The 24,495-nt window shown below is 72.0% G+C and carries 23 protein-coding genes; 13 read left to right on the plus strand and 10 right to left on the minus strand.

Annotated features, from left to right (window positions below):
- Nucleotide 1 precedes the first annotated feature (1 nt).
- On the minus strand, nt 2-748 hold the full coding sequence (locus tag ACIQOW_RS26970; RefSeq protein WP_401089081.1) for a hypothetical protein: 747 nt from the start codon (nt 746-748) through the stop codon (nt 2-4).
- 13 nt (nt 749-761) lie between these two features.
- Between ACIQOW_RS26970 and ACIQOW_RS26975 the strand changes: the two genes are divergently transcribed.
- Nucleotides 762-1,652: a glycosyltransferase family 2 protein gene (locus tag ACIQOW_RS26975; RefSeq protein ID WP_401089083.1), complete on the plus strand. Its 891-nt coding sequence runs from the start codon at nt 762-764 to the stop codon at nt 1,650-1,652.
- A gap of 24 nt (nt 1,653-1,676) precedes the next feature.
- Here the strand turns inward: ACIQOW_RS26975 and ACIQOW_RS26980 are convergent, their stop codons facing one another.
- Genes ACIQOW_RS26980 through ACIQOW_RS26990 form a run of 3 tightly spaced genes read right to left on the minus strand, consistent with a single transcriptional unit; the run spans nt 1,677 to nt 4,410 of the window.
- Nucleotides 1,677-2,816 carry a DegT/DnrJ/EryC1/StrS family aminotransferase gene (locus ACIQOW_RS26980; RefSeq protein ID WP_401089085.1) on the minus strand — a complete coding sequence of 380 codons (1,140 nt, stop codon included), beginning with the start codon at nt 2,814-2,816 and terminating at the stop codon, nt 1,677-1,679.
- Nucleotides 2,813-3,871: an NAD-dependent epimerase/dehydratase family protein gene (locus ACIQOW_RS26985; protein ID WP_401089086.1), complete on the minus strand. Its 1,059-nt coding sequence runs from the start codon at nt 3,869-3,871 to the stop codon at nt 2,813-2,815. The genes ACIQOW_RS26980 and ACIQOW_RS26985 overlap by 4 nt, the downstream gene beginning before the upstream one ends.
- A 17-nt stretch (nt 3,872-3,888) precedes the next feature.
- Nucleotides 3,889-4,410 (minus strand): NAD-dependent epimerase/dehydratase family protein, encoded by a 522-nt coding sequence (locus tag ACIQOW_RS26990; protein ID WP_401089088.1) that lies wholly within the window; start codon nt 4,408-4,410, stop codon nt 3,889-3,891.
- 56 nt (nt 4,411-4,466) lie between these two features.
- Between ACIQOW_RS26990 and ACIQOW_RS26995 the strand changes: the two genes are divergently transcribed.
- Nucleotides 4,467-4,844 (plus strand): hypothetical protein, encoded by a 378-nt coding sequence (locus ACIQOW_RS26995; RefSeq protein ID WP_401089089.1) that lies wholly within the window; start codon nt 4,467-4,469, stop codon nt 4,842-4,844.
- Nucleotides 4,845-5,068: 224 nt separating this feature from the next.
- Nucleotides 5,069-5,977 (plus strand): hypothetical protein, encoded by a 909-nt coding sequence (locus ACIQOW_RS27000; RefSeq protein ID WP_401089091.1) that lies wholly within the window; start codon nt 5,069-5,071, stop codon nt 5,975-5,977.
- Between the two features lie 156 nt (nt 5,978-6,133).
- On the opposite strand, the gene ACIQOW_RS27005 is transcribed toward ACIQOW_RS27000, so the two are convergent.
- The 5 genes from ACIQOW_RS27005 to ACIQOW_RS27025 form a co-directional block, all read right to left on the minus strand.
- The gene (locus tag ACIQOW_RS27005) at nt 6,134-6,856 is read right to left on the minus strand and encodes a hypothetical protein (protein WP_401089093.1); all 723 of its coding nucleotides are present in this window, start codon (nt 6,854-6,856) and stop codon (nt 6,134-6,136) included.
- 110 nt (nt 6,857-6,966) lie between these two features.
- Entirely contained in the window at nt 6,967-8,553 is a 1,587-nt protein-coding gene (locus ACIQOW_RS27010; protein ID WP_401089095.1) for a relaxase/mobilization nuclease domain-containing protein, read from the minus strand.
- Nucleotides 8,554-8,656: 103 nt separating this feature from the next.
- Nucleotides 8,657-9,289 (minus strand): MobC family plasmid mobilization relaxosome protein, encoded by a 633-nt coding sequence (locus ACIQOW_RS27015; protein WP_401089097.1) that lies wholly within the window; start codon nt 9,287-9,289, stop codon nt 8,657-8,659.
- A 173-nt stretch (nt 9,290-9,462) separates the two neighbouring features.
- Nucleotides 9,463-10,683, minus strand: a complete 1,221-nt coding sequence (locus ACIQOW_RS27020) for a DUF3631 domain-containing protein (protein ID WP_401089278.1) — start codon at nt 10,681-10,683, stop codon at nt 9,463-9,465.
- A gap of 416 nt (nt 10,684-11,099) precedes the next feature.
- The gene (locus ACIQOW_RS27025; RefSeq protein WP_401089098.1) at nt 11,100-11,318 is read right to left on the minus strand and encodes a helix-turn-helix transcriptional regulator; all 219 of its coding nucleotides are present in this window, start codon (nt 11,316-11,318) and stop codon (nt 11,100-11,102) included.
- Nucleotides 11,319-11,969: 651 nt separating this feature from the next.
- On the opposite strand from ACIQOW_RS27025, the gene ACIQOW_RS27030 reads away from it, so the two are divergent.
- The gene (locus tag ACIQOW_RS27030) at nt 11,970-13,265 is read left to right on the plus strand and encodes a tyrosine-type recombinase/integrase (RefSeq protein WP_401089100.1); all 1,296 of its coding nucleotides are present in this window, start codon (nt 11,970-11,972) and stop codon (nt 13,263-13,265) included.
- 71 nt (nt 13,266-13,336) lie between these two features.
- On the opposite strand, the gene ACIQOW_RS27035 is transcribed toward ACIQOW_RS27030, so the two are convergent.
- Complete coding sequence (locus ACIQOW_RS27035; RefSeq protein ID WP_401089102.1) at nt 13,337-13,984, minus strand: ATP-binding protein; 648 nt, start codon at nt 13,982-13,984, stop codon at nt 13,337-13,339.
- A gap of 230 nt (nt 13,985-14,214) precedes the next feature.
- Here ACIQOW_RS27035 and ACIQOW_RS27040 point away from each other — a divergent pair, with 230 nt between their 5' ends.
- From ACIQOW_RS27040 to ACIQOW_RS27080, 9 genes are all read left to right on the plus strand, one after another.
- Nucleotides 14,215-15,030: a hypothetical protein gene (locus tag ACIQOW_RS27040; RefSeq protein ID WP_401089104.1), complete on the plus strand. Its 816-nt coding sequence runs from the start codon at nt 14,215-14,217 to the stop codon at nt 15,028-15,030.
- 184 nt (nt 15,031-15,214) lie between these two features.
- A complete protein-coding gene (locus ACIQOW_RS27045) occupies nt 15,215-15,958 on the plus strand; it encodes a YcnI family protein (RefSeq protein WP_401089106.1) in 744 nt (247 codons plus the stop codon).
- A 76-nt stretch (nt 15,959-16,034) separates the two neighbouring features.
- Nucleotides 16,035-16,703 carry an SCO family protein gene (locus ACIQOW_RS27050; protein ID WP_401089108.1) on the plus strand — a complete coding sequence of 223 codons (669 nt, stop codon included), beginning with the start codon at nt 16,035-16,037 and terminating at the stop codon, nt 16,701-16,703.
- Nucleotides 16,700-17,224, plus strand: coding sequence for a copper chaperone PCu(A)C (locus tag ACIQOW_RS27055; protein WP_401089110.1), 525 nt, complete (start codon nt 16,700-16,702; stop codon nt 17,222-17,224). Before ACIQOW_RS27050 ends, ACIQOW_RS27055 begins: the two co-directional genes overlap by 4 nt.
- A gap of 13 nt (nt 17,225-17,237) precedes the next feature.
- On the plus strand, nt 17,238-19,280 hold the full coding sequence (locus tag ACIQOW_RS27060; RefSeq protein WP_401089112.1) for a FixH family protein: 2,043 nt from the start codon (nt 17,238-17,240) through the stop codon (nt 19,278-19,280).
- 5 nt (nt 19,281-19,285) lie between these two features.
- Nucleotides 19,286-20,599: an iron uptake transporter deferrochelatase/peroxidase subunit gene (gene efeB / locus ACIQOW_RS27065; protein WP_401089113.1), complete on the plus strand. Its 1,314-nt coding sequence runs from the start codon at nt 19,286-19,288 to the stop codon at nt 20,597-20,599.
- A 124-nt stretch (nt 20,600-20,723) separates the two neighbouring features.
- Nucleotides 20,724-21,659 carry a prephenate dehydratase gene (gene pheA / locus ACIQOW_RS27070; RefSeq protein ID WP_401089115.1) on the plus strand — a complete coding sequence of 312 codons (936 nt, stop codon included), beginning with the start codon at nt 20,724-20,726 and terminating at the stop codon, nt 21,657-21,659.
- 600 nt (nt 21,660-22,259) lie between these two features.
- A complete protein-coding gene (serS, locus tag ACIQOW_RS27075; RefSeq protein ID WP_401089117.1) occupies nt 22,260-23,534 on the plus strand; it encodes a serine--tRNA ligase in 1,275 nt (424 codons plus the stop codon).
- Between the two features lie 52 nt (nt 23,535-23,586).
- Nucleotides 23,587-24,450 carry an HAD family hydrolase gene (locus ACIQOW_RS27080; RefSeq protein WP_401089119.1) on the plus strand — a complete coding sequence of 288 codons (864 nt, stop codon included), beginning with the start codon at nt 23,587-23,589 and terminating at the stop codon, nt 24,448-24,450.
- Nucleotides 24,451-24,495 lie beyond the last annotated feature (45 nt).

Consider the following 24,495-nt stretch of genomic DNA (forward strand, 5'->3'; position numbering starts at 1 on the left):
CCTACTCGGGCAGCACGGTGTGGAGTGCGTGTTCCAGGGCTTCGCCGTGAGTGGCGCCGTCGAGGCGTGCCTGCTCGCTGTGAACGACCAGGTCGAACGCGACCGGCGGGAGCCACGCCGGCAGGGCTACGCGGAGGCGGCTCGGGTCAGGCCACCAGCGGCGGAGGGGCAGTCGGTAGCGGTCGAGTGCGTCGGCGGCCTTGAGGAGGTCCACCAGGTGCGGGCTCTGCCGGTAGGCGTCGGCCTGGCTGTCGGTGAAGTTGTCGTGCGGGACGTCGTGGAGCGCGACGGCAGTGATCGTCTCGGTGGTGACCGGTTGGCCGAAGGTGCGGGCCACGGTGTCGAGGTTGCCGGCGAGCCAGCGTGCGGCGCGTTCGCCGTGGCCGGGGTCGTCGCGGTCGTGGTGCCGTCGGCAGTCGTGGCAGGCCGCTGCGGCGGCGAGGGCCAGGGCTTGATCACGACCGGGCTCGTGATGTTGGGCGAGGAACTGGACGAGAAGGCTGACGCGGGCGTTGTGCATGGCGCCGTGGATGGAGTTGATCACGGCCGGGCTGGCGAACCAGGAAACGTCGGGTACCAGCAGGGTCGGGCGATGTGGCATCGTGGCCGGGGCACTGGGACCGGCGGGTCGGTTGCCGGCGATCCAGCTCAGGGTGTGCTGGTCCATGTGCTGGTGGTCCGGGAGCCTGCGGGTCTCGGCGAGTACGCGCAACGGCGCGTCGGCCGCTTCCTGTGTCGGCGAGATCATGAAGGACTCCTCGATGGGATCGGGTGCGATGGGCGTCACGCTGGGCGTGGTGGTGCTGACGATGGGCAACCGGCCGAAGGAGCTTCGTGCGCTCCTGGACTCGGTCGAAGCCCAGGAGGGCGGCGGCAGCACCCGGGCCGTGGTGCTCGGGCAGGGCGTGAAACTGCCCGAGCTGCCGGAGTGGCTGGACGCGGTCGAGCTGCCCGAGAACCTGGGCATCCCCGGAGGGCGGAATGCCGGCGTCGAGCGGCTGCGTGAACTCGGCGGTGTCGATGTCCTGGTGGTCCTGGACGACGACGGGCTGCTTCCCCGAACCGACACCTTCCGGTTGATCCGGGAAGCCTTCGAAGAGAATCCGCGCCTCGGTGTGGTGTCCTTCCGGATCGCGGACGAGACCGGGTACACCCAGCGCCGCCACGTCCCCCGATTCGGCGCGAGCGATCCGCTGCAGTCCGGCCCGGTCACGACGTTCCTGGGCGGCGGGCACGCGATCCGCATGAGCGTGATCGACCAAGTCGGCCTGTTCCCCGCCGAGTTCTTCTACGCGCACGAGGAGACCGACTTCGCCTGGCGCGCGCTCGATGCCGGATGGGAGATCTACTACCGGGCCGACCTGGTGTTGCAGCATCCCCGCACCGATCCGGCCCGGCACGCCACCTACTACCGGATGACGGCACGCAATCGGGTGTGGCTGGCGAAGCGTCATCTGCCTGCCGTTCTGGTGCCCGTCTACCTCACCTCCTGGGCGCTGTACACGGTGGTGCGGCGGCCGCCGCTCTCCGGTCTCAAGGCTTGGTGGTCCGGCTTCTTCGAGGGCGTTCGGACGCCGTGTCCTCCGCGTCGGCCGATGCGGTGGAGCACGGTGTGGCAGATGACCAGGCTGGGTCGGCCGCCGGTCATCTGACAGTCGGCCTCGCGGAGTTGCGGGTCAGGACCAGACAGCGAGGATCGCGTCGATGACGCGCTGCACGTCCGTACTGGTCATGGCCGGGTAGCACGGCAGGGACAGCTGCCGGGCGGCGATCTGATCGGTGACGGGCAGGTCGCAGTCGACGTACCGGTAGGCGGCGAGTCGGTGGACCGGTTTGAAGTGGACGCTGGTGCCGATCCCGTAGGCGTCGAGGAGCAGGTCGGCAACTGTGTCGCGGCTCCGGCCACCGAGCGGTTCGATCAGGACGGGGTAGAGGAACCAGCCGTGCTGGACGCCGTCCAGCACGGTCGGCAGCCGCAACCCCGGAAGGCCGGCGAGGGACCGGTCGTAGGAGGCGGCGATCTGGGCTCGGCGGGCGGTGAAGTCCGGCAGCTTCTGGAACTGCTGGATCCCGACCGCGGCCGTGATGTCCGGCATGGTGTACTTCAGGCCCGGCACGGTGACCTCGTAGTCGGCGGTGCGGCGCTTGCCGTGGCGCTGCCACACTGAGGAGTCGATGCCGTGTCGGCCGAGGAGGCGGGCGGCCTGGACGAGGTCCGCGCGGCCGACGATCATCCCGCCCTCGCCGGTGGTCATGACCTTGTTGGCGTAGAAGGAGAACACCGCCAGGTCGCCGATGCTGCCCGCTTGCAGACCGTCACGCGAGGCGTGCAAAGCGTGGGCGGCGTCCTCGATGAGGACCAGGCCGTGGTCGTCGGCGAGCTTGCGGAAGGCCGGCAGGTCGCAGGGGTGGCCGCCGTAGTGCATGACCACGATGGCCTTCGTCCTGGAGGTGATCGCCTGCCCGGCCGCCCCCGGGTCGATGTTGAACGTGACCGGATCCACCTCGGTGAACACCGGTGTGCCTCCGCACTGGACGACGGCGTTCGGGGCCGCGCAGAAGGTGAGGCTCGGAGTGATCACCTCGTCTCCCGCCTTGATGCCGGCGGCGAGGAAGGCCAGGTGCAGGGCGGCGATGCACGAGGAGACGGCGAACGCGTCCTCGGCTCCGAGTGGGGTCTTCACGACTTCCTCGAACCGGGTTGCCTTCGGGCCGTGGGTGAGCCAGCCCGAGCGCAGGGTGTGGATCACCTCGGCCTCCTCCTCGCCCCCGATGGACGGCCGGTTCCAGGGAAGGAACGGTGCGGTTGTTGTCACGGCCTCCCCCACGTGGCGGCGGTGTACTCGGCCTGATACCGCCGACAGGCGAGGGAGCGCAGGGATCGCACCCTGTCGGCGGTAAAGGCGTCCGCCAGCCCCCGGTGGTTGTCGTACTGGGGCTCGTCCGGGTCAGCGATCGTGCGGGTCGCGAGGAGGTCGGCGATCTCCTGCACGCCGTGCTTGAGCGCGGTGGCGCACGCCCCGGGCATGTGGCGTTGGAGCCGGGCGAAACTGACGCGGTAGTCGCGGGCGTCTGTTTCGTCCCGCTCCGGCCCGCGCTGGATCTTCGAGCCGGGCACGACGGCAGCGACCGTCTCGGCGATGTCGGCGATGGTGTGGTTCTCCTGGTCGCTGCCGACGTTCCACGCCCCGGCCAGGTTCTCGGCCATGACGCCGGCGAGGACTTCGGCGACGTCACCGACATGGACGAGGGGTCGGCGCTGTGCGCCGCCGTTGAGCGGGATGCGACCGGTGGCGACCGCGCGGGAAGCCATGGAGTTGACGACGGAGTCCAGACGCTGGCGGGGCGATGAGCCGTGGACGGTCGCCAGCCGAAGGGTCGTGAACTTGCTGACTCCGGCCAGTACGTCGGGCAGGCGTCGTTCGGCGAGGACCTTGGTCCGGGCGTAGATGCCCAGCGGGTTCGGCTCGGTGTCCTCGTCCACGGTGCCCTCGTGCCTGCCGTAGACGCTGCAGGAGGAAAAGAACACGTACTGGCCGACGCCCGCGCCGGCGGCAGCCTCGGCGGCGATCATCGGGGCGGCGTAGTTCAGCTCGACGGCCAGCTCCTCGTCCAGTCGACAGGCCGGTTCGCCGACGATCCCGCCGAGGTGCACGACGGCGTCCGCGCCGTCGCAGACGTCGGCCAGCAGGGCGGGGTCGCGCAGGTCCCCGGAGACGAACGCGGTGGTGTTGGGCAGCAGCTGGCCCGGGTCGTCCCCGCGGTTGTAGATCAGGCCGTCCACGACGGTGACGTGGTGGCCGTGGGAGACGAGGTAGTGGGAGGCGACGGAGCCGATGTATCCGGCTCCGTCGAGGAGCACGACGCGCATGGAAGCGGTCCCTTCGTTCAGGCGGCCATAGAGGCGGTCGGCGCGGCAGTGAACCAGTCCGGGATGGCGCCCGGCGTGGTCCTGAGCCAGTTCACGTAGCGGTCCACGCCCTCGGTGAGGGTGACGGCGGGGCGCCAGCCGAGCAGGTCGGCGGCCCTGCGGGTGTCGGCGTAACCTCCGCGCGGGTCGCCCTCGGGCATGGGTGTCTCGACGAAAGCGGCGCGGGGGTAGTGGGCGGCGACCAGCTCAGCGATCCGCCGGACCGAGGTGGGGATGCCGGTGCCGATGTTGATGGTCTGTCCGGCGGCCTGGTCGGCGACGAGGGCGAGGATCGTGGCGTGCGCGATGTCCTCGACGTGGACCATGTCGCGCACCTGGTGGCCGCCGCCGTTGAGCCGCATCGGCCGACCTGTGTGCGCGGACAGGGCCAGCCAGGGAACCATCCAGGAGTGCGAGCCGGGCTTGGGGATCTGCGGGTCGCCGTAAACCGAGAAGTACCGGACGATCGAGCGCCCTCTGGCCGGGGCGGCCACGCTCACCAGTCCCAGGTGGCGCAGAGAGCCACAGACGCTACGAGGACGCAGGCGGCGACGCGATGCCGTACTGGGCCCTCTCCTGGGGCCCATCGCGCGCCACGGCCAACTCCCGTAGTGCCAAGGTCTTCTCCCGGCTCAGCGACCGGAAGGGCGCCACGGAGAACTACGCGGCAGCGGCGGCCACCCAACCGGCCACGACCTACACGAGGATCCTCGCGCTCGACCTGGTGACCCAGGCGAGGATGGAACTCGCGGACGGCGGCATCGAGCAGGCGTGCGACACCTGGAACCACACGCTCGACGCCATGGCCGGCGTGCAGCCTGTCCGCACCCACCGTTCGGTGCTGGAGATACGCAAGAGCCTCGCCCAGTTCAAGAGCCGTGGCGTTTCTGCCGCCCAGGAACTCGACGAACGGGCAGCCACCTTCCTGACGTGATCAGCCCGGCGCCGCGCCTCCCGCAGGCCCGCCCAATCTAATCTCTGGGCGGGCCTCAGGGCTCAAACGTCGCCGTCCGAGGCGACGACCGCGAGCCGCCCGGTCGGCGTGATCGCCTGTGGCTTTCCAGCCCCCGGGGCGGCGCGGGAGGGAATCTCATGCTCGGTCATCAGCTCGTTGAATTCCTGCTGCGGCCCCGTGAATCCAGGCCCTACGGTGGGCAGATGACAGCGCCCTGGACCCCATTCACCCACCGCGACGGCGCGCCCGCTCCGTTGCTCGTGAGCGTCCCCCCCGGGTTGGAGATGCCACTGCGGAAGTGGCTGCACAGTGCTGCCTGGCATCAAGACGGGGACGCGACGCGGCGCGTTGCGGTGCGCTGTGACCTTGTGCTGGTCCGGGATGACGATCAGTACAACGACAGGCACGTCGACTACGCCGAGCGCCTCGCCCACTGGACACCTGCGGAACAGCTGCTCGAAGCCGTCGATGCCTTGCTTGACCTGCTGACTGCCGACCCCGCCCCGAGCCCGTGGCCGAGTATTCCGCTGATGCCTTCCGTACTCGAATCATTGACCGGCTTGCAGCCCGTGACGCGGCGAGATCTGCAGGTGCTTCTCGACGACGCGCGTTCGCGGTACACGATCCGCGAGGACGGCAAGGCCCTGGTGGCGCGAATCGACCCAGGGGTTGAGCACGCCGTACGCGACGCGGTGGCGAACGGCAGCCGACCGGAGCGGGGGTCGGCGTCCGAGCATCTCCAGGAGGCGTTCGCCCGGGCCAACGCGGTCACACCAGACCCGGTGGTGGCCTACAGCGAGGCGATCAAGGCGGTCGAGTGCGCGGCGCAAGCGACGCTGCAGCCGGCCCACGCCCGGGCGACGCTTGGCACGATGATCGGCGAACTGCCCAAGCTCAAGGAGAAGCTGCTCTTCGAGATCGAGGGCAGGAACCTGGGAGACGGGATCGAGATGGTGGGATCGATGATGTCGCTGCTGTGGAGCGGGCAGACCAGCCGACACGGCAAGCAACACGCGACGGACCGGGAAACCGTTGCGGAAGCCATAGCGGCGGTGCACATCGCCGCGGCCCTCGTGCAGTTCTTCTCCACCGGGGCGATCCGTCGCAAGTAGGGCCGCTGCGTCGAGAGGGCCAAGGGTTGGTGCCTGGGCCTGGCGGGAGTCGCAGGCTCACACGACGCACGGCGGCCGGGACGGTTCCCGGCCGCCGGAATGAACATCACATCGACGCCTTGGCGGTCCAGTTGTCCAGCCGAGGCGTATGTGGGGTCACTCCTCTGTTCGGTCCGTGATGACGCCCATCTCGGGGCCGAGGATGTCTGAGAGACGCAGGTACTCAACGCGGTCTTCTGCTGTCATGCGGGAGGCCGGATCGCGGATCAGGGTGCCGTCCGGAACGTCGTCGAAGTACTTGTCCATCAGCGCGCAGAAGGCACGGGAGGCATCGGCTTCCCGTTCCTCCTCGAAGTCGAGTTCGAGCTGCATCTGTGCACGGGCGGCATCCACCTCCTTGGGGGTACAGCTGCCGACAAGGGCTCGCTCCTGCTTGGTGAAGGGCCGCCCGTCGTGGCGGGTCCAGGTCCTGGAGTCGAGCGTTGCCTTGACGTTGGTATCGAGCAGCAGGGTGACGACCTCGGGGCGAACGTCGGTGCGGACGATGCCCCGCAGGCGCTGATACTCGCTGCGGTCCCTGTCGGTCATGACGGCGACGATGTCCTCGTCGGTGGCGCCGTCCGGGAACTTGATGGAGTACCGGTATCGGAGGATGCGGAGGGCTGCGGCGGGGTCGCCGAGGCCGTGTTCGAGCAGGATCTTCCGCGTGGAAGAGAGGACTGCCAGCTCCACGTCCGTGGCGTCGTGGGCGGTGGCCTGTTCCTCCTCGGTGAAGGGGCGTCCGTCGCTGTGAGACCAAGTGTTGGTGTCGGGACGGTAGATGAAGTCGGCGTCGTTCAGCAGGAGAAACACGTCGCGGCGGCAGTCAGACTGGAACAAGTGGGGAATTCTCCGAAGGGTTGGGGTTGGTACTGGCAGCTGGTGGCGGCTGATCGGGGGCTGAGGCTGCTGGACGGGGCTCGGCGCAGCAGGTTCTCCACTTCTCGGGGTCAGCGTCGACGGGTGGGGTCGTTCGTGGCCGGGCCGGTGACCAGCGCAGGGGCGACGGCGGGCGTGGCGCTGGCGCGTGCCCTGGTGGGCTTGGTCCGGGCTGCGGTGGTGCGCTGGCCGGTGGCGGTCTCTCGGCTGCGGGCTCGCACGGACCACAGGAGCTTCTGGGCAGGCGAGTTGGCGCCCGCTAGGTCATGCGGCTGGGCGGCCTGATCGAGGGCCTCGCCGATGTCGTGGCCTGCTTGTTCGGCGTCGGCCAGGACGGTGGCGAGGGCGGGCCAGACGGGGTCGGCGGTGATGCTCTCGGCGTGGTTGGGCAGCACGGTCCGAACGGTGTGCTGGCAGCGGGTGAGGGCACGGGTGTCGGGGGTGCGGTGGGCCAGGTCGGCCAGCGGCTGGGCGGCGGCCTGCTGGTAGGCAGCGGCGAGGTGGGTGCTGGCCTGCCAGGCGGCCTCGGCCTGCTGCTGATGGCCGCGCTGGGCGTGCCATTCGGCTGCAGCGATCACCGCGGCGGCGATCACGAACAGGACCAGGGCGAGGACTTCTCCGTCCTTGGTGCCACCCGTGTAGAGCAGTTCGCGGGTGACGCGGTGCAGGGTGCTGGCCTTGCGGTGGTGGGGTTTGATGCGGGAGCGGTTGGCGCGTTCGAACACCTCTGTGGCGGCTCGGAGTTGTGGTCGGTACGGGAGTGGGCTGAGGGCCGCGGTGATGTCGAGGAGTTCGCCGAGGGCGGCGATGTGAGCTTGGCCGACCTGGTCGTCGCTGGCGCGCAGGGTGTGGGGGACGGCCTCGGTGGTGCGGGCGGCGCGCTGCCAGGCGGCGGCTTGATCACCGGTGCCGGCGCCAGGTTCGATGCTGGCGAAGCGCTGGCGGATCTTGGGCAGGGACAGGTCGGAGGCAAGCGTGCTGCCGCTGAACCATGCCGTCTCACCCGGCAGGGTCACGCTGTAGCCGCCGATGTCGCCGGACGGAAGCCGCCGCGGCTTGACCAGGACGCCGAACTCTTCGAGGGCGAGGAAGAACTGCTCCTCGCTACTGGAGGCGGCAACCGCCAGCCGGACCTTCGTCCGGAGCTGTTCGCGGGCGGTGGTGGGGTGACCGAGTCGCTTGGCACGGTGCTGCTCGGCCTGGGTGGGGCGCTTGGCGGCGGTCCCGTCACCCGGTCGGACCCGCCGGAGGCCGTAGTCGACTTCGATCTTGCGGGCCTCGCACTGGGCGCGGGTGAAGTCACGGCCGTTCTTCGGTGTGCGACCGTCCTGGCGCACCAGGGTGGCGACGATGTGGATGTGGTCGGCGTTGTGCCGTACCGCGACCCAGCGGCACGCTTTGGTGTCGCCCTCGGGCGCGATCCCGGTGGCGCGCAGGATGCGCTGGGCGATGGCGGCCCACTCGGTGTCGGAGAGGATGCGGTCCTCGGGTGCCGCCCGTACGGAGCAGTGCCATACGGTCGTGGGCGGCCGGTTCTCGGGCCCAAGGGCGTTGACCGGCAGGTCGAGTTGGGCGGCGAGCTTGGCGATGGTGTCCCTGGGGCCACGCTTGCGCTCTGGGGCGGGGTCGGGGGCGAGGCCGTTCCACGAGGCGATCATGTGCGGGTCCTCGTGCTCGTCGGCCTTGCCCGGTCCGTAGAGGTACTGGATGAGGGCGTAGGTGCCGCCGGAGTTGTGGTCGATGCTGGGGATCAGTGCGTGTTCACCTTCCGATGATCGAGGCGGTGGCGGCGTCGATGCCGTCCAGGCTCTGCACGACGCGGTCGAAGACGTGCTGCAGGTGAGCCGGCGATGTGCCGCCGACCCACAGGTTGTGGGCGATCTGGTTGAGGTTGTTGCCGATGGCGGCGGCCTGCCGGTCGGCCTCCATCAGCTCTTGCAGCAGGCGGCGGGTGTCGGCGACAGCGGCCTCGGGGTTGTCGCTGCGGGCTGCGGCCAGGGTGACGGCGGCGGCGTAGCCGCCGGGCTTGAGGCCGCTCGCTGAGGCGGCGGCCTGAACGTCGGCCCACTCCTCGTCGCTGAACACCGGATGGCAGCGGTTGCGGCGGCGCATCTTCAGGTACTGGCGGTGCCGGATCCCGGGTATGACGCCGGGATCGCGCTCGGCAAGGCCGGAGGAACTCACCGACTGCGGCGCTTCTTCCACCGGCACCCCTGGGCCGGAACCGGTCGCCGCTTCTGCCACCCCCGGGGCGGAAGCGGCGACGGCCGGCGCCCCCTCCGGGGCGGCGGCGCCGTGTGGACTCCACACGGCCCAACTTGCTGCCGCGAGGCCCTCGGTTCCCTGCTGCGATGGGGAGTTGACGTCGATGGTCGGGTCGGTGTCACGGTGCACTCATGGGTCCTTACGAGTCGGGAGGTGGTCGGGGTGCCGCCCCGGCCCGCTCGGGGGCCAGGGCGGCGGGTACCGGCGGACCGGTTGCACTCGTCGCACCCGTCCCCAGGCAGGCCGGACGGGCCCGGGAGCGCAGAGGGTGGGACGAGTGGGACGGGTTCGGCGGGGCTGGGTCAGGCCGCGCTGTCTCCTTCGGCCTGCAGCGGCGCCGGCTCGGGACAGTAGCGCCGCCACGGGTCGAGGAGGTCGTTTCGGACGAAGCCCTTGGCCTGCCGGGAGTCGGGGAAGCGGATGTTGGACGAGGAGACGCCGAAGTCCTTGAGCAGGAGCTGCAGTCCGCGCGCGGTCAGACCGCTGACGCCGAACTCAGCCCACGGCGCCTCCTCCAACGCCCGCAGTTGGGCGAGGAGGGTGGCGGTGGCGAGGGCGGGCGGATCGCCGAGAGCGGTGAACACGGTCCGGATGTCCTGCAGGATCCGGATCTTGGCACCGTCGCCGTCGTCGTCCAGACCGGCCTCGTGAGCACACATCGCCGCGCACGCGGCGCGTGCGGTGGCGGGCCAGTGACCGCCGGCCAGGTCGGCGACGATCACCAACGGCTCCCAGGTGTCGGCAGCGTGGTCGGTCACCGGCATGGCCGGCAGCGTCCCCACCGCCTTCGGCAGCAGCGGGCGGAGCCAGTCGGCGACGCGGTCGCGCAGGTCGTGGAGCGGCTTGGTGTTGAGGGCCGAGCGGAACGGCTGCACGCTCTCGCCCGGCGCGCGGCGGCGCATCCGGACGACCACCGAGCGGTCCATGATCGTGTCGGGGAGATCGCCGATCCCGGCCAGGGCGGCCATCGCGAAGGTCGGGAACTTGCCCGGCCTCATGTCCGGTCCGTTGCCAACCATGCGGACCGCCGGACGGTTGCGCTGGTGACCGGCGTTCAGCACGCCGCGCAGTTCCTCGTTCCGCTCGGCGGCCTTCGACGTGCCGAACAGCGTGTCGGCCTCGTCCACCAGCAGGGTCGGCGGGTCCTCGGTGATCGAGCGGAAGACGGCGGGCAGGCTGGCGTTCACCGTGATGAGCGGGTCGTGGACCGTCTCGGTGACGATGTCCAGCAGCCGCGACTTGCCGCAGCGCTTGGCCGGACCAACCACCGCCAGTCGGGGCGCATGCTGCCACGCCGGCTGCCCGTGCGTGGCGGCCACCCACAGCGTCACCGCGTCCAGCGCGTGCGGGGACGGCAGCACGACGAACCGGGCGAGCGTGGACCGCAGCTCGTCCAGGAGCACCGCACCCGGGTCCGCGCGGACCACCGGGACCGCCTCCGGACCGAACCGGACCGGACCGTCGTCCGGACCGGACGGGACCGGACCGTCCGCAACACCGGTCCCCGTCACCGGACCGTCGATCCGGACGGTCCCCGTCTGCGGACCGGCGGTCCGGGACGGAACCGCAGGCCGGTCCGCCGGTCCGTCCCCGTCCGGTGGAACGGTCCGCTCGGTCCGCGCCTGCGGACCACCGTCCGTCGAAATGGTCCGGGACCGGTCCCCGTGTTCCGCCACAGGCTGCGGACCGTCCCCGGGTTCGGTCCCCGTGTCCGGACCGTCCGCAGCGGACGGACGACGGCCGTCCGCAGAGTCCGGAACCGACACCGGTCCCGTCGAGGGTGTGGAAGGCATGCTCTCCAAGGAGTCTCCTAACTGCGCTCCCGGACCGTGGAGTCCGGGACCGCCGAGTCGAGCGGTGATGTGGGGAAGGGCCGTACGGCCCGCCGACGCGCTGGGCGGCGGGGACCGGGGGTGGAAGCTGACCGTGCAGGTGGTGCTCAGGCGGCGGCGCGGCCTGAGCTCAGATCGTCCAGCCATGCCTCCACCTCGGTCCAGCGGTAGCGCAGGTGCCGGCCGACCTTGATCGCCTTCGGGCCTTGGCCCCGGTGCTTCCACCCGTAGACGGTGTCGAGGGGCACCTGTAGGTGGTCGGCGAGCTCCTGGGCGGTGGCCAGCGGGCGGCGGTCGGCAGTGGTGGCGCGGAAGGGCTTGGGCACGTATCTCCTATGGGCAGGGAACAAGGGCAGGCCGAAATAGACGGTCCCTTTTCGGGCCGCCTGCTCGGGTGAGCGATGGAAGTTCAGCAGGAGATCGGAGAATTTCCTAAAAAGACTCCAACCCCCTCGCGGGGGCCTCCTGCGAACGCGATCCGGGCGAGTATGACCGGCCTGCGGCTCGGGACCTAAAACGGACCGAGCATCACCCACCCTGGCTGGGTGCACGAAGTTGCCGCCCGCAGGTGACGGCGCCCATTAAGACCGTAGGAGCCGGGATATCCCCTGGGCAAGGACTTCGGGAAGATCACGGAAAAGATCTTGCTGAGCGCGCCAGGCCAGCGCGCTTGGGCCACCGACAGCACTCCCCCAGTGAGGACGCGTGGCCCAGGCCACTGCCACATGCCCCTCTCGCGAAGGCTCGCGCATTTCCCGGGACGATCTGACACTATTTGGCACTATCGGCCGCTGACGGGACGATCAAGCACCGTCCATTTGACAAACGCCCGCCGGTCGATGAATATCCAACACCCGCCCGAAGAAAGCATTGATCGCGACTTATCGGATCTGCGGTTCGCCCGCGAGGAAAATCCCCCTTTACCCACCGCCGCCCACCCGGCGCGTATCTCCATGTCTCCAACCCGAAGGAGCCGAATGGCCACCGTCTACGACACCTGGCACAAGACCTACCCCCGCCCGACCGACAAGCCCTACCGTGAGCACAAGGGCAAGTACCCGAGCGCCGACCACGGCAAGAGCAAGCGCTGGCAGGTTCGCTACCGCGACCCCGACGATGTCCAGCGCAAGGAGGACTTCGAGCTCAAGACGAAGGCCGATGACCGCGCCGCCGAGCTCATGGTCACGCTCAGGGACGGCACCTACATCGACCCGAACGCGGGGAAGACGACCGTGGGCGAGTACGCCGAGACGTGGCTGGAGGCCGCCACTCCCGGCCCGACCACCCTGGAGCGCTACGACGGCGTGGTGCGCAACCACATCGTGGCCCGCCTGGGGAAGTTGGAGCTCCGGGCACTCAAGCCGACCACGATCAAGCGCTGGATAAGGCGACTTCAGGACGAAGGGTTCGCGCCGTCCAGCATCGGTTGGTACGGCTCCATCCTGATCATGATGCTGGATGCGGCAGTTGACGACGGCGCGATCGCTACCAACCCCTGCCGGGCGAAGTCGGTGAGCTTCCCGAAGGTGGAGAAAGAGCCGGTCGTGCCGTGGTCCGTGGAGCGCGTCCACGCGGTCATCAACGGCCTGCCGGAGCGCTTCCAGGCCGGCGGCTCCGTCGCGTTCGGCTGCGGGCTCCGACAGGGCGAGGTCTTCGCTCTCGCCGTCGACGACATCGACTTCCGCCGCCGCATGGTGACGGTACGTCGGCAGGTGCGCTTCGTGGCCAAGACGATGGTGTTCGCGCTGCCGAAGGGCGGCAAGGTCCGACAGGTCCCACTGCCCGATGGACTGGCGAGGGCGCTCAAGGCCCACATGAAGAAGTTCCCGCCGACCCGGGTCACCCTCCCCTGGCGTCTCGCCGATGGCGACGACCACACGGCGAACCTGCTCTTCACCGACGACAGTTCCAAGCCGTACCACCGCAGCGTCTTCAACGCGGGCGCATGGAAGCTCGCGCTCGTCGCGGCCGGGGTGATCCCGCCGCGCGAGAAGGGGGCGAAGTACTTCCAGGCGGCCCCGGACGACGGCATGCACGCCCTGCGGCATGCCCACGCCTCGGTGCTGCTGGATACCGGAGAGACGATCAAGGCGCTCGCGGCCTACCTCGGCCACAGCGACCCGGGCTTCACGCTCCGGACCTACACCCACCTGATGCCGACGAGTGAGTCGCGGACCCGCTCCGCAATCGACCGGGTGCTTCCTGGTGCGAAGGCGGGGCACCACGCGCCGAAATCCGAGGGCATGTGCCCCACGTGTGCCCTGGCAGCCTGATCCCGGCCTCGCGTTCGCCGCGACCTGGGCCCAGGAAGAGGCCATTCGTGCAGGTCAGAGAGCCACACCCCCTACGACGCCGCGCGGAGCAGGGCGCCGTCCTGCCACTTGAGGATCTTGTCGAAGCTGACGATCGCGCCCCGCAGCGGGTGGTTGCGGAGCTGGACGTGGTCGGTGAGGGCGTGGATGAGGAAGAGGCCGCGGCCGGATTCGGCGGTGAGGTCGGGGAGGGTGTCCAGGTCGACCGGGCGCAGGGTGGGGGCGGTCGGCCCGCAGGGCAGGACGTGGGTGTCGTACGGGTGGCCGTCGCGGCGGGGGCGGTGGGCGGTGAGCACCCGGGACGGGACGGTGGCGCGGCCGCGGCGGGTGCGGTGCGGGCCCCGGCCGGTGACGGCCGGGCGGGCCGCCGGTGCGGACGCGGCCGGGCGGCGGGCGGGCGCGGCCGGCCCGGCGAGGGCCGGCAGGCCGGGGCCGGAGTCGGTGACCTCGATCCGCAGCCGGTCGCCGCAGATCGAGGCGGTGACCTGGAACAGGTCGTCGGGCCGTCCGGTGGCGCCGTGCTCGACGGCGTTGGCGCAGGCCTCGCTGAGGGCGACCCCGAGGTCGTCCGCGATCTGCGGGTCGACGCCCGCGGTCGCCATCGCACCGAGCAGGATGCGCCGGGCCAGCGGGACGCTGGCCGGGTCGCGCTTGAGGTGCAGAGTCCACCAGATGTCCACGGGAGGTCCCTCCTGGCTGCGGCTCCACATACAACTAGGTATCTCCGGGCGATTCGGCGGTGAACCGTTCCCGGGGGCCGCTACCGCCCGTTCGGCGGATGGACTGGGGGCCGGGGTCTGTGCCGGGCGGCGCGTCGGTCACCCCGCACGCCGCTGCCGAAAGGGGCATTCGTAGGGATTTCCCACCCTGCCCGTGTCGGCGGCGTACGCAATGAGAGGATGGCCCGGCCATGACTGCCCTCGCCGCCGCCCCGCTCCCGGGCGCCCCAGGACCGGCCCGGCCGGTGGGGTCCGCCGCCTGGGACCTGCGGCTTGCCCGGGCCGTCCCGTTCGCGCTGGTGTGCACCCTGATCGCGGCCGCCGGGCACGCCCTGGCGGGCGGCGGGAACGTGCCGCCGACCGCGCTGGCGGCGGGCTTCGCCGCGATGCTGGCGTTCGCGGCGGCAGGCGGAGGCCGGGAGCGTTCGCTGGCGGGCATCGCCGGGGCGCTGGGCGCCGGGCAGCTCGGACTGCACTGCCTCTTCCACGGTTTCAACGGCTCGATGCCCGGCATGCACCACGGCGGCTCGGCGGCGCTGACCGTGCCGCAGGTGGCCGGCCGGCTGATCTGCAACGAGGCCCGTCCCGGCACGCTGGCCGGCCTGTCCGGCGGCCCGTCGCCGGAGCAGCTGGTCTCCTCCGCCGGCCTGGACCCGCACGCGTACACCGCCGCGCCCTGGTGGCAGGCCGGCGTGTTCGGCATGACGCCGTCGATGCTGGCCGGGCACCTGGCCGCCGCGCTGGTCGCGGGCTGGTGGCTGCGGCGCGGCGAGGCGGCACTGTGGCGGCTGCTGCGGGTGGCCGCCACGGCCGCCAGGGAGCACTGGGCGGCGCCGCTGCGGACGGCGTTCGCGCTGGCCGCCGCGCTGCTGCGCGGGCTGTTCGGCGTGGCGGGCCCGGCCCGCCGGTTCGGGGCCGGGGACGGGACGGGCCCGCTCCCCGCGGGTGCCGTGCTGCGGCACAGCGTGGTGCGGCGCGGTCCGCCGTGCGGGGCCCTCGCGTACTGACCGGCGTTCCCGGCGGCCCGTTGGCCGTACCGGACGCCCGGTGTGCGCACCGTCCGGCCGTTCCCCGACCACCGGGGCGGCCCGAGGCTCTGCCCCCCACGTCCCCAGGCGCGGCCCCCGCGGCACGGCTCACGTCCGTCGCCCGGTACCGGCCGCCGCCGAGCTCCGATCGGAGACCCGCATCATGCGTTCCCTTCCCGCCCGCCGTCTCGCCGCCGTCGCCCTGACCGCCGCCGCCTCCGTGGTGGCGCTGGCCGGCCCGGCCTTCGCGCACGTCACCGTGAACCCGGGCGCGGCCGCCCAGGGCGGCTACACGGCCGTCGACTTCCGGGTGCCGAACGAGAACGACACGGCGGGCACGGTGAAGCTGGAGGTCAACCTCCCGCTGGACCACCCGCTGGCCTCGGTCCGGACCCTGCCGCTGCCGGGCTGGACCGCCGCGGTCGAGAAGGCCAAGCTCGACAAGCCGATCAAGGTGCACGGCAACGACGTCACCGAGGCCGTCTCCAAGATCACCTGGACCGCCGACGCCGGCACCAAGATCGCCCCCGGCCAGTTCCAGGAGTTCCGGGTCTCGCTCGGCCCGCTGCCGACCGACTCCGACAGCCTGGTCTTCAAGACCCTCCAGACCTACGACAACGGCGACGTCGTCCGCTGGATCGACGAGAGCAAGGACGGCCAGCCCGAGCCGGCCAAGCCCGCCCCCGTCCTGAAGCTCACCAAGGCCGCCGAGGGCGACGGCCATGGCGTGACCGCCTCCCCGGCCGCGAACGGGGGCAGCTCCGACCACGCCGCCGCCTCCGGCGACGCCAAGTCCAGCGACTCCACCGCCCGCACCCTCGGCGTGGTCGGCATCGTGGTCGGTGTGATCGGCACCGCCGTCGGCGTGCTCGGCCTGCGCCGCAGGAGCGGCGGCTCCGCCTCCTGACCCCCCGCGCCGGCGGTCCGCGACCCCACCCCGGGCCCGGACCGCCGGCCGTTCACCGCGCACGATCGGAACTCCCATGCCCCGCACCACCCGCACCACCCGTCTGGCCGGCGCGGCCGCGCTCGCGCTGGCCGCCGCCCTGACCCTCTCCGCCTGCGGTTCCTCCGGCGGCGACGGCACCGCCGCCAAGGTCACCCGGCAGAAGGAGGACACCCCGTACCAGGGCACCAAGCTCGCCAGGAACTTCGAGAAGCCGGACCTCCAGCTGACCGACACCTCCGGTCAGCCCTTCGACCTGCGGCAGCAGACCAACGGCAAGGCCACCCTGCTGTTCTTCGGCTACACCAGCTGCCCGGACGTCTGCCCGACCACCATGGGCGACATCGGCGTCGCGATGAAGGCGCTCCCCGAGGAGGACCGGAAGAAGATCAACGTCGTCTTCGTCTCCACCGACCCCCAGCGCGACACCCCCCAGGTGCTGCGTACCTGGCTGGACTCGATGGGCGGCGACTTCATAGGCCTCACCGGGGACCTGGCGAAGGTGAAGACCGCCGCCAAGTCGCTCGGCATCATGATCGAGGACCCGGTGGTCAACCCGGACGGCACGGTCACCTCCACCCACGGCGCCCAGGTGCTGGCCTTCCTCCCCTCGGACGACAAGGCGCACGTGCTCTACATGAGCGGCACCGAGGAGAAGACGTACGAGCACGACCTGCCGCTGATCGCCAAGGGGGTCGCGGCGTGACCGCGGTGACCACCGGAACCCGCCGCTTCCGCCGCACCGCCCTGCTCGGCGCCGTCGTCGCGACGGCCCTGGGCGGCGGCGCCATCCTGGCCGCCTGCGGCACGGACGGCGGCACCGGCGGCGGCACCGGCCAGGACGGTGCCGCCGCCGGCCCGGCCAGGCTCAGCGTCGCCGACTCCTACATCCCGCTGCCCCCGGCCGGCGGCATGGCGGCCGGCTACCTGACCGTCAACAACGACGGCGGACAGGACCAGCTGCTCAAGGTGACCAGCCCGGCCGCCGGGTCGGTCACCATGCACCGCTCGACCGCGTCGACCATGGAGCAGGTGGACAGCCTGGACGTCCCCGCGCACGGTGCCCTGCAGCTCGCCAGGGGCGGCAACCACCTCATGATCATGGGATGGCAGAAGGCCCCCGCCCTCGGTGACGAGCTGGAGCTCGACCTCACCTTCGCCAAGTCCGGCACCATCTCCGTCAGGGTGCCGGTCAAGGAGCTCACCTACCGCCCCGGCCAGAGTTAGGGGACCGCCAACCATGGGGACCGCCACCACGCAGCCGGCCGGCCCGGAGAAGGCCGCCCACCGCCGGATCGCCGGGGTGCTCGGAGTGCTCGGCGCGCTGCTCGCGCTGATGCTCGCGGGCGCCGGACCGGCCTCCGCGCACGCCACCCTGGATTCCACCGACCCGCGGCAGAACTCGGTGGTCGCCACCGCCCCGCAGGCCGTGACCCTGACCTTCAGCGAGTCCGTCTCGCTCTCCGGCGACTCCGTCCGGGTGCTCGACCCGGCCGGCCAGGCCGTGGACACCGGCAACCCGGCGCACGCCGACGGCAAGGGCAACACCGCCAGGGTCGGGCTGAAGGGCGGGCTCGGCAACGGCACCTACACGGTGGCCTGGCGGGCCGTCTCGGACGACTCGCACCCGATCGGCGGGGCGTTCACCTTCTCCATCGGCGCGCCCTCGGACACCTCGGTGTCGGCCACCGCGTTGCAGGGCGCCGAGGCCGACGGCCTGGTCGCCGCCCTGTACGGCACCGGACGCACCGTCGCGTACGCGGCCTTCGCGCTGCTGGTCGGCGCCGCCGCCTTCGTGCTGCTCTGCTGGCCGGCCGGCACCGCCCGGCGCCCGGTGCAGCGGCTGCTGATGACCGGCTGGACGGCGCTGCTGGTCTCCACCGTCGCGGTGCTGATGCTGCGCGGCCCGTACGAGCGCGGCTCGGGGGTCGGGCAGGCCTTCGACCTGTCGCTGGTGCGCGCCACGCTGGACGAGCGGATCGGCACCGCGCTGGCCGCCCGGCTGCTGCTGCTCGCGGCGAGCGGGGTGTTCCTGTCGCTGCTGGTCGGGCAGCTGGGGCAGCCGCCGCGGCCGGTCGGGCCGAAGCCGGAGGACCAGGGATCCGTGGTTTCCGGGGCTTCCGAGGACGACCCCGAGGCGGCCGAGCTGCGCGAGCTGGAGCGGCGGGCCGCCGAACGGCCGCAGCGCGAGGTCCGGCTCGGCCTCGGCGTGGCCGGGCTGGTGCTGGCGGTCGCCCTCTCGGCGACCTGGGTCGGCGCCGACCACGCCTCGGTGGGCATCCAGGTCTGGCTGGCGCTGCCGCTCGGCATCCTGCACCTGATCGCGATGGCGCTCTGGCTGGGCGGGCTGGCCGCGCTGCTGGTGGCACTGCGCGAGGGCGTCGGCGCCGGGGTGGTGGACCGCTTCTCGAAGATCGCCTTCGGCTCGGTGGCCGTGCTGGCCGTGACCGGGATCTACCAGTCCTGGCGGGGGCTGGGCAGCTGGGGCGCGCTGACCGGCACCGAGTACGGGCGGCTGCTGCTGGTGAAGAGCGGCTGCGTGGTCGTGATGCTCGGCGTCGCCTGGATCTCCCGGTCCTGGCTGGCCCGGCTGCGCTCGGCCCCGGCCGAGGCGGTGGAGGTCGAACAGGCCGAACTGCCGGAGCCGGTCGCCGTGGCGGCGCACAGCGAGGACCCGCTCCGGCAGGCCCAGCTGGAACGCCAGCGGGACGCCCTGCGCAGCGCCGGACGGGACCGCGGGCTGACCCCGACCCGGGCCGGGCTGCGCCGCTCGGTGCTGGTCGAGGCGCTGGTCGCGGTGGCCGTGCTGGTGGTCACCACGATGCTCACCAACTCGCCGCCCGGACGGGTCGCGGGCGAGGTCAAGGGCGAGGGCACCGCAGGGGCCGTCGCACCGGCCGCCGGCGGGGCCGCGGCGGCGCCGCAGACCGAGCCCGGCCGCACCGTCGACCTCAAGCTCCCGTACGACACCAAGGGCCGGACGCCGAACGCCAAGGGCACCGCGACCGTCACCCTCAACCCGGCCAGGACCGGCCCGAACGAGGTGAAGCTCGCGCTGGTCGGCGCGGACGGGCAGCCGGTGGACGTTCCCGAGGTGCAGCTCGCCTTCACCCTGCCGGACCGCGACCTGGGCCCGCTGCCGGTCGCGCTCACCCCGGAGGGCACCGGCCGCTGGAGCGGCACCGCGCAGCTGCCGCTGGCGGGCACCTGGGTGGTGTCGGTGCAGATCCGCTCCTCCGACATCGACCAGACCACCCCGACCCAGCAGTTCAAGATCGGGTGAGCGAGGTGGCGGACGTTTCGACACAGCAGGAGTCCACGCGGCACGGGTCCACGCCGCACGTCTCGACGGGGCACCCGGGCTTCACCCGGCGGGCGCTGCTCGGCACCGCCGGGGCCGGGCTGCTGGCCGGCGCCGGCGCGGGTGTCGCCGGGGCGGTCGTCCTGGACGGCCGGCCCGGTACGGCGACCCCCGCGGCCGGCCGGCCGGGCGGGGCGCTGGGCGCGGCCCGGGTGCCGTTCCGCGGCGAGCACCAGGCCGGGATCACCGACCCGCCGCAGGCCAGGGTGCAGCTGGCCGCCTTCGACCTGACCGAGGGCGTCGGCCGGGACGGGCTGCGCACCCTGCTGCAGCGCTGGACGAGGGCGGCCGACCGGCTGACCGCCGGAGAGCCGGCCGAGGAGTTCGACAACCAGGTCGCGCTGGACGCCGGGCCCTGCTCGCTCACCCTCACCCTCGGCTTCGGCGCCACCCTGTTCGACCGGGCCGGACTGGCCGACCGCCGGCCGCCCGGGCTCGAACCGCTGCCCGCCTTCCCCGGTGACGCGCTCGATCCGGCCCGCGGCGACGGCGACCTGTTCGTCCAGATCGGCGCGGACGACGCCCTGGTGGCGGTGCACGCGCTGCGGGTGCTCCAGCGGCTGGCGGCCGGCACGGCGGCGCTGCGCTGGCAGTCGGCGGGCTTCGCCCGCACCCCGGGGGCGGCCGCGCAGCCGGTGACCGGACGCAACCTGATGGGCCAGATCGACGGCACCAACAACCCCAGGCCGGACGAGGAGGGCTTCGCCGCCAAGGTGTTCTGCGCCGCCGGCGGCGACCGGCCGGCCTGGCTGGCCGGCGGCTCGTACCTGGTGTTCCGGCGGATCCGGATGCTGCTGGACAACTGGGAGGCGCTGCCGGTGGACCGGCAGGAACGGGTGATCGGGCGGCGCAAGTCGGACGGCGCCCCGCTCGGTGCGCCCGCCGGGGCCGGCGAGCGCGCCCCCGTCGACCTCACCGCCCAGGGCCAGGACGGCACCCTGGCGATCCCCTCCGACGCGCACGTCCGGGTCGCCGCCCCGGCGGCCAACGGCGGGGCGGCGATGCTGCGGCGGGGCTTCTCGTACCACGACGGGCTGCTGCCGGACGGCTCACCGGACGCCGGACTGCTCTTCCTGGCCTTCCAGGCCGACCCGCGCCGGGGCTTCACGCCGGTGCAGCGCAAGCTCTCCAGGGGCGACGGCCTCTCCCGCTTCCTGCGGCACGAGGCGAGCGGCCTGTACGTGCTGCCGCCGGGCGCACCGGCCGGAGGCTACCTCGGGCAGCAGCTGCTGGAGGGGTAGTTCCCCGAGGCCGGGCGCCGCGGGCCCCCGTCCGTGAGACACGTTCCTGCCCGGGCCGCGGAATCGTTAGGGTGACTGCTTCGGCAACCCTGCCCGCGCACCACCGAGATCTCCCGGAGGCGTCATGTCGGCCACCCGCTACACCTACCTCGGACCGGCCGGCACGTTCACCGAGGCGGCGCTGCACACCCTGCCCGAGGCGGCCACCCGGGAGCTGGTGCCGCTGTCCTCGGTGGCCCTGGCGCTGGAGGCGGTGCGCGGCGGGGAGGCGGCCGGGGCGTTCGTCCCGATCGAGAACTCGGTGGAGGGCGCGGTCACCGCGACCAACGACGAACTGGCCGCCGGCACACCGCTGATGATCTACCGTGAGGTGCTGCTGCCGATCACCTTCGCGCTGCTGGTGCGGCCCGGCACCGAGCTGTCCGGGATCAAGACGGTGACCAGCCACCCGGTGGCCCAGCCGCAGGTGCGGCGCTGGCTGGCGGCCAACCTGCCGGAGGCGAGCTGGGAGTCGGCCGCCTCCAACGCGGACGGCGCCAGGCTGGTCGCCGAGGGCCGCTACGACGGCGCCTTCGCGGGCGAGTTCGCGGCGCCGATCTACGGGCTGGATCCGCTGGTCAAGGAGATCGCGGACGCGAAGAGCGCGGCCACCAGGTTCGTCCTGGTCGGCCGCCCGGGGCGGGTCTCCTCGCCGACCGGCGCGGACAAGACCTCGATGGTGGTCTGGCTGCCCGCGGACCACCCGGGCGCGCTGCTGGAACTGCTCCAGGAGTTCGCGGTGCGCGGGGTCAACCTGATGCGGATCGAGTCCAGGCCGACCGGCGAGGGCATGGGCAGCTACTGCTTCCTGATCGACTGCGAGGGCCACCTGTCCGAGCGCCGGGTCGGCGAGGCGATCATGGGGCTCAGGCGGATCTGCCCGCAGGTGCGGTACCTCGGCTCCTATCCGCGCGCCGACCGGCAGGAGTCCACCCACCGGCGTCCCGGCACCTCGGACGAGGATTTCGTCTCGGCGGCGGACTGGCTCTCCCGCGCGCTCGACGGCCGCGGGGACATCTGAGGCGCCGGGGCGGCCGAGAGCCTCAGGGCTTCCGAGGGCCTCGGGACAGCCGAGACCTTCGGGACATCCGAGCGACACCTCTTGTCTTTCCGCTGTCTTTTCGACCGTTTCCGACCATTTTTGATCGGGTCGATCGGGAGGGGCGGGTGACCCGACCCGTCATCCACAGGCGGCCCCGATGCCGCGACCGCTGTCCACAGGCCCCTCCGCTGTCCACAGCCCGGAGTTATCCACAGGCCTGGGGACGAGTCGACAAACCGGTATAGCCATTGCCCAGACCTGGTCGGACCATCGGTTTGCGTCGCAGAGATGACCAATCGGACCAGAGTCACCCGGTTGCCAGCAAATCACCCATCCGAGTGCTTCAATTCCCTCACTCGGGAAGGTTCATTGAGGTTTGAAACCTCAATTCCCTGATTCGTTCACGCGGAAGGCAATCCTCCCCTTTGATCCACAGGCCCGGGCCCCGGCCTGTGGATAACCCACCCCCGGAGCGTCCCCCACGCGTTCCCCACAATAGTTATCCACAGGCCGGGAGGAGTTATCCCCAGGGAAAAAGCCGTACCGGTGGAGGAACGGCCGACCGGTACGCTTGGGCCTGTGATTGACCTTCGCCTGCTTCGTGAGGACCCTGACCGAGTGCGCGCCTCGCAGCGCGTCCGTGGCGAGGACGTCGACCTGGTCGACGCCCTCCTCTCCGCCGACGAACGGCGCCGGTCCTCGGGCAGCCGCTTCGACGAACTGCGCAGCGAGCAGCGGGTGCTCGGCAAGCAGGTCGCCCAGGCCAAGGGCGAGGAGAAGGCCGCCCTGCTCCAGCGCACCAAGGACCTGGCCGCCGCGGTCAAGGCCGCGGACGCCGAACAGGGTGCGGCCAAGGAGGAGGCGGACCGCCTGCTCCGCTCGCTGGCGAACCTCATCGACCCGGCCGCCCCGGTCGGCGGCGAGGAGGACTTCGTCACCCTGGAGGAGATCGGCACCCCGCGCGACTTCGCCGCCGAGGGCTTCGAGCCGCGCGACCACGTCGAGCTCGGCCAGATCCTGGGCGCGATCGACACCGAGCGCGGCGCCAAGGTCGCCGGTGCCCGCTCCTACTACCTGACCGGCGTCGGCGCGCTGCTGGAGCTCGCCCTGGTCAACATGGCGATCGCCCAGGCCACCGCGTCCGGCTTCATCCCGATGATCACCCCGACCCTGGTCCGCCCGGCCGCCATGGACGGCACCGGCTTCCTCGGCCAGGCCGCCGAGAACGTCTACCACCTCGCCGAGGACGACCGGTACCTGGTCGGCACCAGCGAGGTCCCGCTCGCGGCGTACCACATGGACGAGATCCTCGACGCCGAGAAGCTGCCGCTGCGCTACGCCGGCTACTCCTCCTGCTTCCGCCGCGAGGCCGGCACCTACGGCAAGGACACCCGCGGCATCATCCGCGTCCACCAGTTCGAGAAGGTGGAGATGTTCGTCTACACCACTCCGGAGGACGCGGAGAACGAGCACCGCCGCCTGCTCCAGTGGGAGAAGGACTTCCTCAACGCGCTGGAGCTGCCGTACCGGGTGATCGACGTCGCCTCCGGCGACCTCGGCTCCTCGGCCGCGCGCAAGTTCGACATCGAGGCGTGGATCCCCACCCAGGGCAAGTACCGCGAGGTCACCTCGACCTCCAACACCACCGAGTACCAGGCCCGCCGGCTGTCGATCCGGATGCGCGAGGAGGGCAAGACCCGCCCGCTCGCCACCCTGAACGGCACCCTGGTCGCCGTCCCGCGCACCATCGTGGCGATCCTGGAGAACCACCAGCGGGCCGACGGCTCGGTCGTCGTGCCCGAGGCACTGCGGCCGTACCTCGGCGGGCGGACCGTCCTCGAACCGGTCAAGTAGCCCGGTCCGCAGCACCCAGCACCACCCGCCACTCCCGGGAGACGCACGGCCCATGAGCACCATCAGCCCCAGCCCCGCCTCCCCCGGAGCCCCCGGAGCCCCCGGCGGCGGCGACCTGCCCTACCGGCTGGTCGCCACCGACCTCGACGGCACCCTGCTCACCAGCGAGGAGACCGTCTCCGAGCGCACCCGCGCCGCCCTGGCCTCGGCCACCGGCGCGGGCGCGCTGCACATCATCGTCACCGGACGCTCGGCCGTCTGGGCCCGCCCGGTCTTCGACGAGATCGGCTACACCGGGATAGCGGTCTGCGGCCAGGGCGCCCAGGTGTACGACGCCGGCGCGCACAAGCTGCTCACCTCGCTCACCCTGGACCGGCGGCTGGCCGCCCTCGCGATCGAGAAGATCGAGGCCGAGACCGGCCCGCTCGCCATCGCCGCCAACCAGGACGGCCTCGACGGCCAGGTGCTGGCCGGCCCCGGCTACGAGTTGCAGATCGGCTCCGAGCTCCCGGTCGTCAGGGTCGAGCGCGACGGGCTGCTCACCGCCCCGCTCGGCAAGCTGTACATCCAGCACCACGCCCTGACCGACGACGCCCTCGCCGAGGCCGCCAGGCGCGCCGCCGGCGACCTGGTCGGCGTGGTGATGGCCGGCGCGGGCGTGGTCGAGCTGCTCCCGCTCGGCCTGTCCAAGGCCACCGGACTGGCCGTCGCCGCCCGCCGCCTGGGCGTCCGCGCCGCCGACACCATCGCCTTCGGCGACATGCCCAACGACGTCCCGATGTTCGGCTGGGCCGCCCACGGCGTCGCCATGGCCAACGCCCACGAGGAACTCCTCGCGGTCGCCGACGCCGTCACCGCCGGCAACGACGAGGACGGCGTCGCCGAGGTCCTGGAGCGCCTCTACCCGCAGCGCTGACGCCTCCGGTGGGCGGCCCCCACCGCGCGCAGGTCGCCGTGTCCC

Source organism: Kitasatospora sp. NPDC091335 (assembly GCF_044757205.1).
Classification (GTDB): Bacteria; Actinomycetota; Actinomycetes; order Streptomycetales; family Streptomycetaceae; genus Kitasatospora.

What these genes read in the sequence shown, in the direction of transcription:
- pheA (WP_401089115.1), top strand. Translation starts at nt 20,724, where the DNA reads ATGTCGGCCACCCGCTACACCTACCTCGGACCGGCCGGCACGTTCACC.
- ACIQOW_RS27060 (WP_401089112.1), top strand. Translation starts at nt 17,238, where the DNA reads ATGGGGACCGCCACCACGCAGCCGGCCGGCCCGGAGAAGGCCGCCCAC.
- ACIQOW_RS26985 (WP_401089086.1), bottom strand. Translation starts at nt 3,871, where the DNA reads ATGCGCGTCGTGCTCCTCGACGGAGCCGGATACATCGGCTCCGTCGCC.
- ACIQOW_RS27050 (WP_401089108.1), top strand. Translation starts at nt 16,035, where the DNA reads ATGCCCCGCACCACCCGCACCACCCGTCTGGCCGGCGCGGCCGCGCTC.
- ACIQOW_RS26995 (WP_401089089.1), top strand. Translation starts at nt 4,467, where the DNA reads ATGCCGTACTGGGCCCTCTCCTGGGGCCCATCGCGCGCCACGGCCAAC.
- ACIQOW_RS27010 (WP_401089095.1), bottom strand. Translation starts at nt 8,553, where the DNA reads ATGATCGCCTCGTGGAACGGCCTCGCCCCCGACCCCGCCCCAGAGCGC.
- ACIQOW_RS27080 (WP_401089119.1), top strand. Translation starts at nt 23,587, where the DNA reads ATGAGCACCATCAGCCCCAGCCCCGCCTCCCCCGGAGCCCCCGGAGCC.
- ACIQOW_RS27045 (WP_401089106.1), top strand. Translation starts at nt 15,215, where the DNA reads ATGCGTTCCCTTCCCGCCCGCCGTCTCGCCGCCGTCGCCCTGACCGCC.
- ACIQOW_RS26975 (WP_401089083.1), top strand. Translation starts at nt 762, where the DNA reads ATGGGATCGGGTGCGATGGGCGTCACGCTGGGCGTGGTGGTGCTGACG.
- ACIQOW_RS27040 (WP_401089104.1), top strand. Translation starts at nt 14,215, where the DNA reads ATGACTGCCCTCGCCGCCGCCCCGCTCCCGGGCGCCCCAGGACCGGCC.
- ACIQOW_RS26970 (WP_401089081.1), bottom strand. Translation starts at nt 748, where the DNA reads ATGATCTCGCCGACACAGGAAGCGGCCGACGCGCCGTTGCGCGTACTC.
- ACIQOW_RS27030 (WP_401089100.1), top strand. Translation starts at nt 11,970, where the DNA reads ATGGCCACCGTCTACGACACCTGGCACAAGACCTACCCCCGCCCGACC.
- ACIQOW_RS27000 (WP_401089091.1), top strand. Translation starts at nt 5,069, where the DNA reads ATGACAGCGCCCTGGACCCCATTCACCCACCGCGACGGCGCGCCCGCT.